8 protein-coding genes are annotated in these 12,120 nt (G+C 69.9%); 5 read left to right on the top strand and 3 right to left on the bottom strand.

Annotated elements, in window-relative coordinates; translation table 11 throughout:
* Position 1: 1 nt before the first annotated feature.
* On the top strand, positions 2 to 3,124 hold the full coding sequence (locus tag NR810_RS22325; RefSeq protein WP_257455268.1) for an efflux RND transporter permease subunit: 3,123 nt from the start codon (positions 2 to 4) through the stop codon (positions 3,122 to 3,124).
* 82 nt (positions 3,125 to 3,206) lie between these two features.
* Complete coding sequence (locus NR810_RS22320; protein ID WP_257455267.1) at positions 3,207 to 4,052, top strand: DUF2911 domain-containing protein; 846 nt, start codon at positions 3,207 to 3,209, stop codon at positions 4,050 to 4,052.
* Positions 4,053 to 4,054: 2 nt separating this feature from the next.
* Here NR810_RS22320 and bshA read toward each other — a convergent pair whose 3' ends face one another.
* From bshA to bshC, 3 genes are read right to left on the bottom strand one after another with little or no spacing between them, the layout of a single operon-like run.
* Positions 4,055 to 5,218, bottom strand: coding sequence for an N-acetyl-alpha-D-glucosaminyl L-malate synthase BshA (bshA, locus tag NR810_RS22315; protein WP_257455266.1), 1,164 nt, complete (start codon positions 5,216 to 5,218; stop codon positions 4,055 to 4,057).
* 5 nt (positions 5,219 to 5,223) lie between these two features.
* Positions 5,224 to 6,021: a bacillithiol biosynthesis deacetylase BshB1 gene (bshB1, locus tag NR810_RS22310; protein ID WP_257455265.1), complete on the bottom strand. Its 798-nt coding sequence runs from the start codon at positions 6,019 to 6,021 to the stop codon at positions 5,224 to 5,226.
* The gene (bshC, locus tag NR810_RS22305; protein WP_257455264.1) at positions 6,018 to 7,646 is read right to left on the bottom strand and encodes a bacillithiol biosynthesis cysteine-adding enzyme BshC; all 1,629 of its coding nucleotides are present in this window, start codon (positions 7,644 to 7,646) and stop codon (positions 6,018 to 6,020) included. Before bshC ends, bshB1 begins: the two co-directional genes overlap by 4 nt.
* A 146-nt stretch (positions 7,647 to 7,792) precedes the next feature.
* Here bshC and NR810_RS22300 point away from each other — a divergent pair, with 146 nt between their 5' ends.
* The 3 genes from NR810_RS22300 to NR810_RS22290 are packed head-to-tail and all read left to right on the top strand — an operon-like array spanning position 7,793 to position 12,113.
* Positions 7,793 to 10,279, top strand: a complete 2,487-nt coding sequence (locus NR810_RS22300; RefSeq protein WP_306818410.1) for a PIG-L family deacetylase — start codon at positions 7,793 to 7,795, stop codon at positions 10,277 to 10,279.
* Positions 10,276 to 10,419: a hypothetical protein gene (locus tag NR810_RS22295; RefSeq protein ID WP_257455261.1), complete on the top strand. Its 144-nt coding sequence runs from the start codon at positions 10,276 to 10,278 to the stop codon at positions 10,417 to 10,419. Before NR810_RS22300 ends, NR810_RS22295 begins: the two co-directional genes overlap by 4 nt.
* Positions 10,416 to 12,113, top strand: a complete 1,698-nt coding sequence (locus NR810_RS22290) for a sodium:solute symporter family transporter (protein ID WP_257455259.1) — start codon at positions 10,416 to 10,418, stop codon at positions 12,111 to 12,113. The genes NR810_RS22295 and NR810_RS22290 overlap by 4 nt, the downstream gene beginning before the upstream one ends.
* Positions 12,114 to 12,120: the final 7 nt, after the last annotated feature.

Below are 12,120 nucleotides of genomic sequence, written 5' to 3'. Positions count from 1 at the left end.
GATGAATCACCTCATCCGCTGGTCCATCGACAACCGCCTGCTGGTCGTGGCGGCCTGCGTGCTGCTGCTCGTGCTGGGGGTGGAGACCGCCCGGAAGATGCCGGTGGACGTCTTTCCGGATCTCACCGCCCCCACCGTCACCGTCCTCACCGAGGCGCATGGACTGGCGCCCGAGGAGGTGGAAACACTCGTCACCTTCCCCATCGAGACGTCGGTGAATGGCGCCACGGGCGTGCGCCGGGTGCGCTCGGCGTCCGGGGTGGGCATCTCCATCGTCTGGGTGGAGTTCGACTGGGGCACGGACATCTACACCGCGCGGCAGGTGGTGAACGAGAAGCTGCAGCTCGTCGCCTCGCAGCTGCCGCCGGACGTACCGCCGCCCACGCTGGCGCCCATCTCCTCGGTGATGGGGGAGATCCTCTTCCTGTCCGTCTCCTGGAACGAGGACGCGCTGGCGCCGGACGCGGCGGGGCGCGAGGCCCAGATGATGGAGGCGAGGAGCGCGGCGGACTGGGTGCTGCGCAAGCGCCTGCTGTCGGTGGCGGGCGTCTCCCAGGTCGTCCCCATCGGCGGAGCGGTGAAGCAGTACCAGGTGCTGCTGCGGCCCGAGTCGCTCCAGGCGCTCGCCGTCAGCTTCGAGCAGGTGGCGCACGCGCTTCGGACGACGAACCAGAACTCCTCGGGTGGCTTCTACGTGGAGGGCGGACAGGAGTACCTGCTGCGGGCCGTGGGACGGGCGCGGGGGTTGGAGGACATCGCCAACACGGTCGTCACCGTGCGCGGGGGCCAGCCCATCACCGTGGGACAGGTGGCGGACGTGAGGGTGGGCGCCAGACCCAAGCGCGGAGAAGGAAGCGCCAACGCGAAGCCCGCCGTCATCCTCGCGGTGATGAAGCAGCCGGATGCCAACACGCTGGAGCTCACCCGGCGGCTGGACGCGGTGCTCGACGACATCCAGCGCACGCTGCCCCAGGGGCTGGTCATCAACCGCCACATCTTCCGGCAGTCGGACTTCATCTCGGTGGCGGTGCACAACGTGTCCGTGGCGCTGCGCGACGGCGCCATCCTGGTGGCCGTCATCCTGCTCGTCTTCCTGATGAACTTGCGGGCGACGTTCATCTCGCTCATGGCCATTCCGCTGTCGCTGGTGGTGGCGGTACTGGCGCTCGCGGCGTTCGGCGTCACGCTCAACACCATGACCATTGGCGGGCTGACCATCGCCATCGGGGCGCTGGTGGACGACGCCATCATCGACGTGGAGAACGTCTTCCGGCGCCTGCGGGAGAACGCGCACCTGCCCGAGGCGGAGCGCCGGTCCGCCTTCGAGGTCATCTACCGGGCCTCGGTGGAGGTCCGCACCTCCATCGTCTTCGCCACGCTCATCATCGTCCTCGTCTTCGTGCCGCTCTTCTTCCTCTCGGGCCTGGAGGGACGGATGCTGGCGCCCCTGGGGCTGGCGTACATCGTGGCCATCACCGCGTCACTGGTGGTAGCGGTGACGGTCACACCTGCCCTGTGCGCGTACCTGCTGCCCCGGGCGCGCTCACTGGGTGCCGAAGAGGGGCCGGTGCTGCGCTGGCTGAAGGTGCGCTACCAGCCACTGCTCGCGTGGGCGCTGGCGCGGCCGAAGGCCATCCTGGCCGGGGCCGGACTGGCCTTCCTGGCCACGCTCGCCATCATCCCCTTCCTCGGACGCGCCTTCCTGCCCGAGTTCAACGAGGGGACGCTCACCCTCAACGTCGTCACCCTGCCGGGCACGTCGCTGGAGGAGTCGGACAAGCTGGGCCGGCGGGTGGAGCAGGCGCTGCTGGCCCTCCCCGAGGTGGCCTCCACCTCCCGGCGCACGGGCCGCGCGGAGCTGGACGAGCACGCCCAGGACGTCAACGCGGCGGAGCTCGACGTGAGCCTGGATCTGTCGAAGGGGGACCGGAGCAAGGAGGAGTTGCTGGAGGCGATGCGCAAGTCGCTCGCCCAGGTGCCGGGGGCGATCATCACCATCGGCCAGCCGCTGTCGCACCGTATCGACCACATGCTCTCGGGCTCCCGATCGGCCATCGCGCTGAAGCTCTTCGGGGACGACCTGGAGAAGCTGCGGGAGCTGGCCGAGCAGGTGAAGAAGGTGGCCGAGGGAACCCCGGGCGCGGTGGACGTCTCCATCGAGCAGCAGGTGGACATCCCGGAGCTGGAGATCCGCACCGACCGGGACGCGGTGGCGCGCTACGGCCTCACCACGGGCGAGGTGGCCGAGGCGGTGGAGCGGGCCTTCGCCGGGCAGACGGTGGGCTCGGTGCTGGAGGGCCAGCGGGCGGTGGACCTGGTGGTGCGCCTGGACGACGCCTCCCGGGCGGACCTGGAGGCCATCGCCTCCACGCTCATCGACACGCCCGCGGGGCCGCGCATTCCGCTGAAGATGCTGGCGAGCCTCACGCGCGAGACCGGCCCCAACACCATCAGCCGCGAGGGCGTGCAGCGCAAGATGGTGGTGCAGGCCAACGTGGCGGGGAGGGATTTGTCCTCGGTGGTGGACGAGCTGAAGGCCCGCGTGGCCCGCGAAATGACGTTCCCCGAGGGGTACTACATCGTCTATGGCGGGCAGTTCGAAAGTGCCGAGGAGGCGGCCCGTGGCATCATCCTGCTCAGTGGTGGGGTGGTGGTGGGCATCTTCCTGCTGCTGGTGGTGGCCTTCGCGTCGGTGCGCAACGCGCTCCTCACCCTCATCAACCTGCCGCTGGCGCTCATCGGCGGAGTGGTGGCGGTGGCGCTCACCTCCGGCGTGGTGAGCGTGGCCTCGCTGGTGGGCTTCATCACCTTGTTCGGCATCGCCACGCGCAACGGCATCCTCATGGTGAGCCACTTCGAGCACCTGATGACGGAGGAAGGAAAGAGCCTCCCCGACGCCGTGGCGCAGGGCTCGATGGAGCGCCTGGCCCCCATCCTCATGACGGCGCTGTCGGCGGGGCTCGCGCTGGTGCCGCTCGTCATCGCCGGGCACGAGGCGGGCAACGAGATCCAGGCCCCCATGGGCGTGGTCATCCTGGGCGGGCTGCTCACCTCCACCTTCCTCAACATGCTGGTGGTGCCGGTGCTCTTCCAGCTCTTCGGCCGCGGCGTCGAACGGAACTGAGAAAGACTTGGTGCGGCGGAGGGCCGCTCTATAGATTCCGGCCGCTCCCGACGTCTCGGAGCGAAAGGACAACGTGAGGACGATGAAGAAGCTTCTTGGGTGCGTAGTCGCGGTGGCCATGGCCCTCACCGCGTTGCCCGCCGCGGCGCAGCTCGAGCTGCCTGCCGCGAGCCCCTCGGCGAAGGTGGTGCAGAGCGTGGGACTGACCGAGATCTCGGTCGATTACTCCAGCCCCGCGGTCAAGGGGCGCAAGGTATGGGGCGCGCTGGTCCCCTTTGATCAGGTGTGGCGCACGGGTGCCAACGCGGCCACGAAGATCACCTTCAGCAGGGATGTGACGTTCGGCGGGAAGCCGGTCCCGGCGGGCACCTACTCCATCGTCTCCGTGCCCACCCAGAAGGAGTGGACGGTGGTGCTGAACAAGGAGCTGGGCCTGTTCGGCGGCGGAAAGAGCTACGACGCCAAGGACGACGTCGTGCGCGTCACCGCGACGCCCACCGAGATTCCCCACCGCGAGCGCCTGACGTTCCTCTTCTCCAACACCACCGACGACCAGACCTCGCTCGATTTCGAGTGGGAGAAGCTGCGCGTCTCCGTGCCGATCACCGTCGACACGAAGACGCATGCGCAGGCCAACATCCAGTCCGCGGTGAACGGCTCGTGGCGCTCGCTGGCCAACGCGGCCCGCTACGTGGCCGACACGTCGAAGGACTACCCCACGGCGCTGAAGTACGCGGACAACTCGCTCGCCATCCAGTCGCACTGGTACAACAACTGGATCAAGGCCGACATCCTGGCGCGCTCGGGGAAGATCGCCGACGCCCGCAAGTTCGCCCAGATCGCCTGGGACCTGGGACAGAAGGATCCGAACTTCTTCTTCAAGGATCAGGTCGCCAAGGCCCTGCAGGACTGGAAGGGCAAGAAGTAGTCTCAGCCGCGCGAGGCCCCCGCCATGAGCTGACGGTAGAGGGCCTCGTAGCGGTCGATGGCCGGCCCGAGCTGGAAGCGGGCCAGGACGTTCTCGCGGGCGCGGCGGGAGAAACTCCGCCAGCGCCCCGTGTCCCGGACGAGCTCGAGGACGTGGCCCGCCATGGCCTCCACGTCCCCCACTGGCGCCAGGAAGCCCGTCGTCCCGTGATCGACCTGCTCCGGGATGCCGCCGATGTTGCTGGCGACCACCGGGATGCCACAGCTCAGCGCCTCGAGCGCGGCGAGGCCGAAGCTCTCCTGCTCACTCGGCAGGAGGAAGACATCCGCCGAGGCGAGGATCTCCACGAAGCTCTCCTGCTTGCCCAGGAAGGCCACGCGGTCCTCCAGGCCGAGCTCCCGGACCCTGCGCTCCGCGGGTGAGCGCTCGGGGCCGTCACCAATCATCACCAGCCGGCAGGGGCGTGCGCGGTGGGCCTCCTCGAAGATGGACACCACGTCGCCGATGCGCTTCACCGGCCGGAAGTTCGACACGTGGATGAGCACGGGCTCGTCATCCGTGAACCCGGGGAAGAGCTGGCGCAGGAGGGTCCGGTCGCGGACCGGGGCGTAGCGCTCCGTGTCGACGAAGTTGGGGATGACCTCGATGGGGACGGTCTCCGGGAGCCGGAAGCCGTCCCAGGTGGCGCGCCGCAGGAACTCCGAGGGCGTGGTCACCGCGTCGCTGCGCAGGATGGAGAAGCGCGTGATGGGCAGGTAGGTGGGATCCGTACCGACGAGCGTGGTGTCGGTGCCGTGGAGCGTCGTCACGATGCGCGGCGCCAGATCCCCCAGCACCTCGCGGGCCATCCAGGCCGCCGTGGCATGGGGCACCGCGTAGTGCACGTGCAGGATGTCCAGCTGCTCGTAGCTGGCGACCTCGATCATCTTCGAGGCGAGCGCCAGGGGGTACGTCCCCGAGTGGGCGAGCGCCGGGTAGTCGCTCTCCACCACCTCGTGGAAGATGACCTTGCGCGTCATCCCGTGCAGGCGTACCGGGAGGTCCCTCGCGATGAAGTGGACGCGGTGGCCGCGCTCCGCCATGGCCAGACCGATCTCGGTCGCGACCATGCCGCTGCCTCCAAAGGTGGGAAAGCAGGTGATGGCCAGGTTGAGGCGGTCGCTCATCGGCATTAGGGGAAGAACAGGGGCCGCGCGAAGCTATTCCGGCGGAAATGGTCCAGGGGATCGCTCAGGCCCAGGGTCTCGCGCAGGACGTAGGGCTCGCCGTGGGAGACGCCGATCCGCGCGCCGTAGAAGCGGTCGCGCGCCTCGAGCGAGGTGAGCGACAGGGGCGAGCCGACCAGGGTCTGCGGACCCTCCGCCCGGGGCTCCACCTGGCTCGCGTAGCAGCGGATGGCGGCCATCTTCCGCTCGTGGGCCGCCGACACGTCGACGACGAAGCTCGGCTCGGCCAGGTGGCGCATGGGGTAGTAGAGGACCTGCCTCGGCGTGAAGGACGCGCTGGGAGGCTCGGTCTCGAACTTGCGCACCGAGGCGAAGAACAACGCGCGCGTCACCAGGGCGCTGGTGGCCTCGTGGTCCGGGTGGCGCTCCTGCTGCCAGGGGACGAGGACGAGCTCGGGGCGGAGGCGGCGGAGGACCTCGACCACGCGAGCCACGGGCGCGGTCCGCGCGCGCTCGGCCTCGGGCGCCTCGAAGCCGGCCCAGGGGTCGATCCACCCATCCGGCAGGCCGAGGTTCTCTCGGACCGACAGGCCCAGCACCCGGGAAGCGGCCTCGGTCTCGGCGGCGCGCGACTCGGGAGTCCCTCGCGAGCTCTTCTCGCCGCGCGTCAGGTCGACGATGCCGGTGCGGTAGCCGAGGTCGACCATTCGGGCCAGGAACCCGCCGCAGAAGAGCTCGACATCGTCGGGGTGCGGCCCGAAGGCGAGGACGTCGAGCCCGTAGGTGGAATTGGCCGCGGTCATGGCTTCAGATCCTTCAGGTTGCCGGAGAAGGGCTCACAGGCCTCGAGGACGAGGCGCGTGAAGGCCTGGGAGCCGAGGCGGCACGCGTAGTACGGCAGCCCGTGGATGCGCTCCTGCGGTGCGCCATCCGGGGCGAGGTAGGCCCGCAGGCGGTCCACGCGATCGACCATCACCTGATCCCGCTGCGTGATGGCGCGGCCGTACCGGGCCGCGAGACGGGAGATGCCTCGGCGGACTGTCTTGTCGGTGCGGGTGACGGCCCGGGCGAAGGTCGGGTCGATGGCGGCCATGCGCTCGCCGAGGCGGGCGAGCTCCGAGGCGAAGTCGCCCAGGAGGCGGGCCTCGACGGCCTCGGGCGGCTCGAAGCCTCCCCCGGCGTCGCGGGCGGCGAGGCGGGCCAGCAGCTCGTCACGCGGGGCGGCCGCGTCATCCGGCGAGAGGCCGAGCGTGTCGAGCAGGCGGCGGGCGCGGTCGTCGATGACGCGGAACCGGGCGCGCGGAACGATGAGCGGCATCGGCAGGCCGACGTGCGCATGCAGCGGTGCGAGCTGCGCGAAGTAGGCGATCTCCCCCGGCCCGCCGACGTAGGCCGCCGTGGGAAGCCAGGAGTCCTGGAGGATGGGACGCAACAGGGCCGAGGTCGTGAAGCGGAGCGGCTCGCGCTCCAGCCAGGAGAGGAGCTCGGCCGTCGTCACGGAGGCACCTTCCGGGTGGCCCACGAGGCTCCAGGTGCCGGGGATGGAAGCGGGATCGATGCGGTAGCGCGCGCCGTCGATACCATCGGGAGAGAAGAAGCCCAGCGGTGAGCCCGGGCGGATGTGGACCTGCTCGGAGAAGCCCGCCTCGGAGAGGGCCTGGCCCCGCTGGGCGAGCTTGCCGGCGATGGCCGAGGCCTCCTCGATGGCGCGGCGGTGGAGGGGCGCGGCCAGGGGCGCGAGGCGAGGGTCCCGCGGGTCGAGGAACACGAGCCCCTCGTCCGCGAAGAGGGCCGACAGCACCTCGGCGAAGGCGTCCGCCAGCGTCGCATCGGGACGGTAGGCGCGTTCGAGGAGCGCCAGGTGCTCGCTCGCGTGAGGACTGTCGCCCAGCTCGGCGCGCAGCGCGGCGAGCGCGGCGGTGACCCCTGGGCCCAGGCGGCGGTGGGCGACCGGGACGCGCGAGGTCGCCGCGTCGGGCAGCTCCAGGCACGCGCGCAGGAGCCCACCGGCGGAGCGCGGAGTGAAGCAGTGATCGATCTCGGGGAGATCGTGATCCTCGGTCTGCAACCAGAAGACGGGGACGCAGGGCCGGCCGGCCTCCTCGGCCAGGGCGCGGGCGGCGACGATGGCCGAGGCGGCCTTGTAGACCGTGAAGAGCGGCCCGAGGAAGAGCCCGACCTGCTGGCCGGTCACCACGACGGTCGTGCCGGGACGGGCGAGCAGCTCCAGGTTCCGCTCGCGGGCGGGGCTCGGCGCGAGGCGCGCATTGCGGGCCACGAGCACGTCGTGGATCGCCGGGGCGAGAGGCCGCGAGGCCGCGGCGGCGACAGCCTCGGCGCGGGCGGTCCGGTGCCGGAAGCGGTCGGGGAGGAATTCGAGCGCGCGAGGATCGCCGCGGAGCCAGGAGGCGGAGAAGGAGGAAGCCACGGGCAGGTGATAACAAGTCCGGGGCACCGGGGCGACGGAGATGGACCCGGCTCGCACGGCCAGTCATGGCTCAGGGCGTCATGGCCCGGTGGGCATAAGGAATCCTCGCATCAGCGCGGTCCCATTCCTTGTTAGGGTCCGCCCGAATGCGGAACCTGGTCCTTCTTGGAACGGCACTGGCCATGAGCCTCGGAATCTGGTCGACGGCACTCGCGCAACCCGCCCGGCAGCCCCATGCGGGGGAGCTCGCCGCGGGGATCCGGCGCCTGGGCGTGGTCGGGAGCGTGCTGTACGTGGCGGCCCATCCCGACGACGAGAACACGCGGCTGCTGGCCTACCTGGCTGGTGGACGGGGTGTGCGCGCGGGTTATCTCTCGATGACCCGTGGAGATGGCGGGCAGAACCTCATCGGGACCGAGCAGGATGAGCTGCTCGGGCTCATCCGCACGCACGAGCTGCTCGCGGCGCGGCGCGTCGACGGCGCCGAGCAGCTGTTCACGCGGGCGAGGGACTTCGGCTACTCGAAGAGCGCCGACGAGACGCTGCGCATCTGGGGCCGCGACGAGGTGCTGGCCGACGTCGTGCTCGCCATCCGCCGCTTCCAGCCGGATGTCATCATCACGCGCTTCACCACGAAGCCGCCGAACCACGGGCACCACACCTCCTCGGCGATCCTGGCGGAGGCGGCCTTCACGGCGGCGGCCGACCCGGCGCGCTACCCCGAGCAGCTCGGGGAGCTGAAGCCGTGGAAGGCCGACAGGCTGCTGAACAACACCTCGACGTGGAACCTGAAGCCGGACGCGGACATGTCCGGCTACCTCGCGCTGGATGTCGGCGGCTACGACCCGCTGCTGGGCCGCTCCTGGGGAGAGATCTCCGCGGAGAGCCGCAGCCAGCACAAGAGCCAGGGCTTCGGAGTGCCGGCCGAGCGCGGGACGCAGCTGGAGTACTTCACGCCCCTGGCCGGGACGAAGCCGAAGTCCGACCTGTTCGAGGGACTCGAGCTCACGTGGCGGCGGTGGAGCGGTACGGAGCAGGTGGTACGGAGCATCGACGAGGCGGTGAACGGGTTCGATGCGCGCGCCCCCCACCGCAGCATCCCGGCGTTGCTGCGCGTGCACGAGGCGATCTCCGCCCTGCCGGACAGCAACCCGTGGAAGGCGCTCAAGCTGCGTGAGACCGAGGCGCTCGTGGCCGCGTGCGCGGGCCTGTTCCTCGAGGCGCGTGCAGCGGAGACGGCGGCCGTCCCGGGCAGCCAGGTGGCGTTGAACCTGGTGGCGCTGAACCGCTCGCCCGCCGCGCTCCGGCTGGTGGGAGTGACGCTCCCGGGCGGCGAGTCCGTGGCGGCCGGTGCCAACCTCGCCGACAACAAGCCCTTCAAGCTCTCCAGGCCGGTGGCGATTCCTGGGGACGCACGCATCTCCACGCCCTACTGGCTCCGCAAGCCCGTCGCGGGCGGCCTCTACGCGCTGGACGAGCAGGATCGCGCGCTCGTGGGCAGGCCCGAGGGAGAGCCCGCCCTGACGGTGACCTTCGTCTACGAGGTCGGCGGCAAGCGTTTCTCCGTGGTACGGCCGGTGGTCTACGCGTGGACGGATCCGGTGCGGGGCGAGCTGTACCGGGCCTTCGAGATCGCCCCGGCCGTCACGGCGACGCTCGAGCGGGATGTCCTCATGTTCCCCAATGGCACGGCGCAGTCCGTCGCGGTGGTGCTGGCCGCGGGCAAGGCGGACGCGGCCGGCAAGGTCCGGCTGGAGATGCCGAAGGGCTGGCGCGCCGAGCCCGCCGAGGTGCCGTTCCAGATCGCCGCGCGCGGCGACGAGCGCACGGTCCGCTTCCAGGTCACCCCGCCCAAGGGCGCGAGCGAGCGGGGCCGGCTGCGCGTCGTCGTCGACAGCGGAGGCCGCTCCGAGTCGTGGCGCGTGCGCACCGTGACGCACGAGCACATCCCGCCGCAGACGGTACGCCAGCCCTCCGAGGCGGCGCTGGTGCCCTTCACCCTGGCCACGAAGGTGCGGCGGCTCGGGTACATCCCCGGGCCGGGAGACCGCGTGGCCGAGAGCCTCGCGGCCGTCGGGTACGAGGTGACGCTGCTGCCCGAGGAGCGCCTGGCCTCCGAGAAGCTCGAGCGCTTCGAGGCCATCCTCGTCGGCGTGCGCGCCTTCAACGCCAACCCGCGCCTCGCGCTCCACCACGAGCGGCTCATGAAGTACGTGGAGCAGGGAGGGCGGTTGCTGGTGCAGTACAACACCAACAGCCGCGTGGGACCGCTCAACTCCTCCATCGGCCCCTACCCCCTGGAGATCGGACGCGATCGCGTGACAGACGAGACCGCGGCGATGACGCCCGTCGACCCCAATCACCCGATCCTGAAGGGCCCCAACCGGCTGGAGGCCGCCGATTTCCAGGGCTGGGTCCAGGAGCGGGGCCTCTATTTCGCCTCGAAGTGGGACGAGCGTTACAAGCCCGTGTTCGCCATGAATGATGCTGGCGAGGAACCGCTCCGCGGCGGGCTGCTCGTCGCACGCCACGGCAAGGGGACCTTCGTCTACACGGGCCTCGCCTTCTTCCGTCAGCTCCCCTCGGGTGTACCCGGGGCCTACCGCCTGCTCGCGAACCTCCTCGCTCAATGAACGATAACTCCAAGCCACGGCCCGAGCTCGACGACGCGCCTCCCCTGCTGGGCTCCTGGCGCAACATCTACTTCCTCGTGTTGGGCTCCCTTGCCGTATTCATCGCCCTGTTCTGGGCACTCACCCGGGCCTATTCGTGACACTGCTCGACTGGCTGGTCCTCATCGGGACGACGGCATTCATCGTGGGCTGGGGGCTCTGGCGGACGCGCGGCGAGCGCGACACCGCGAGCAGCTACCTGCGGGGTGACCAGGATCTGCGCTGGCCCACCATCGGCCTGTCGGTCATGGCCACGCAGGCCAGCGCCATCACCTTCCTCTCCGTCCCGGGCCAGGCCTACGAGGACGGAATGCGCTTCGTGCAGTTCTACTTCGGACTGCCGCTCGCGATGGTGATCGTCAGCGCCATCTTCGTCCCCATCTACTACCGGCTGAATGTCATCACGGCCTACGAGTACCTGGAGTCCCGCTTCGACTTGAAGACGCGCCTGCTCGGTGCGTTCCTCTTCCTCATCCAGCGCGGGCTCGCTTCCGGCATCACCATCTACGCGCCCTCCATCATCCTCTCCGCCATCTTCGGCTGGCCGCTGGAGCCGACCATCATCGCGATGGGGGCACTCGTCATCCTCTATACGGTGACGGGTGGCTCCAAGGCCGTCAGCCAGACGCAGAAGCAGCAGATGGTGGTGATGCTCGGGGGCATGGTCGTGGCCGCCCTCGTCATCGTGTGGCGGCTGCCCGAGAACGTGTCCTTCGGGCGCGCCGTGGATGTCGCCGGAGCGCTCGGCCGGATGAACGTGGTCAGCTTCGATCTCGACTTCCAGGACCGCTACAACATCTGGTCCGGCCTCACCGGCGGCCTCTTCCTGTCGCTGTCGTACTTCGGGACCGACCAGTCCCAGGTGGGCCGCTACCTGTCGGGCCGCTCCATCACCGAGAGCCGCCTCGGGCTGCTGTTCAACGGCGTCCTGAAGATCCCGATGCAGTTCCTCATCCTCTTCGTCGGGCTCCTGGTCTTCGTGTTCTACCAGTTCAACGCGCCGCCGTTGCTCTTCAACCAGCCCCTGCGCGCGAAGGTGCAGGCGACCGCGCAGGCGGGCGAGTTCGCGGCCCTCGAGGAGAAGTGGACGCGCGTCCAGGCCGACAAGCGCGCCGAGGCAGAGAACTACCTGGCGGCCCTCGATACCCGTGATGCCTCCGCCGAGGCCAGCGCGCGCGAGCAGCTCCAGGCCGCCGCCCGCGCGGCCGACTCGGTCCGCAAGGAGGCCAAGGCCGTGGTGTCCCGCGCCCTGCCGGGCATGGAGACCAAGGACTCGGACTACATCTTCATCTCGTTCGTGAAGGACTGGATGCCCAGCGGGCTCGTGGGGCTGCTCATCACCGTCATCCTCGCGGCGGCCATGAGCTCGATCGCCAGCGAGCTCACCGCCCTGGGCGCGACGACCACGGTCGACTTCTACCGGCGGGTCGTCCGCCGCGACGCCTCGGACCACCACATCCTGGTGGCCTCCAAGCTGTTCACCGTCTTCTGGGGGATCGTCGCGGTGGCCTTCGCGAGCTTCGCGTCGCTGCTCGACAACCTCATCCAGGCCGTCAACATCCTGGGCTCCATCTTCTACGGGACGGTGCTGGGCATCTTCCTCGTGGCCTTCTTCCTCAAGCACGTGAGGGGCAATGCCGTCTTCCTCGCCGCGCTCATCTCGCAGACCACGGTGATCGCCCTCTTCATGTTCAGCGGGATCGGCTACCTCTGGTTCAACGTGATCGGCTGTGCGCTGGTGGTCTCCCTGGGCCTGGCCATCCAGGCCGTCATGCCCCGGCCGGCGAGCGCCTGACACCGGA

This window comes from Archangium lipolyticum, from assembly GCF_024623785.1.
Lineage (GTDB): Bacteria > Myxococcota > Myxococcia > Myxococcales > Myxococcaceae > Archangium > Archangium lipolyticum.
Note: the sequence above shows the minus strand (reverse complement) of the source record. Positions and strands in the feature narration are given on the sequence as shown.

Excerpts from the sequence above, each read along its gene's own strand:
- bshA (WP_257455266.1), bottom strand. The coding sequence starts at position 5,218 with ATGAGCGACCGCCTCAACCTGGCCATCACCTGCTTTCCCACCTTTGGA.
- NR810_RS22320 (WP_257455267.1), top strand. The coding sequence starts at position 3,207 with ATGAAGAAGCTTCTTGGGTGCGTAGTCGCGGTGGCCATGGCCCTCACC.
- NR810_RS22325 (WP_257455268.1), top strand. The coding sequence starts at position 2 with ATGAATCACCTCATCCGCTGGTCCATCGACAACCGCCTGCTGGTCGTG.
- NR810_RS22300 (WP_306818410.1), top strand. The coding sequence starts at position 7,793 with ATGCGGAACCTGGTCCTTCTTGGAACGGCACTGGCCATGAGCCTCGGA.
- bshB1 (WP_257455265.1), bottom strand. The coding sequence starts at position 6,021 with ATGACCGCGGCCAATTCCACCTACGGGCTCGACGTCCTCGCCTTCGGG.
- NR810_RS22295 (WP_257455261.1), top strand. The coding sequence starts at position 10,276 with ATGAACGATAACTCCAAGCCACGGCCCGAGCTCGACGACGCGCCTCCC.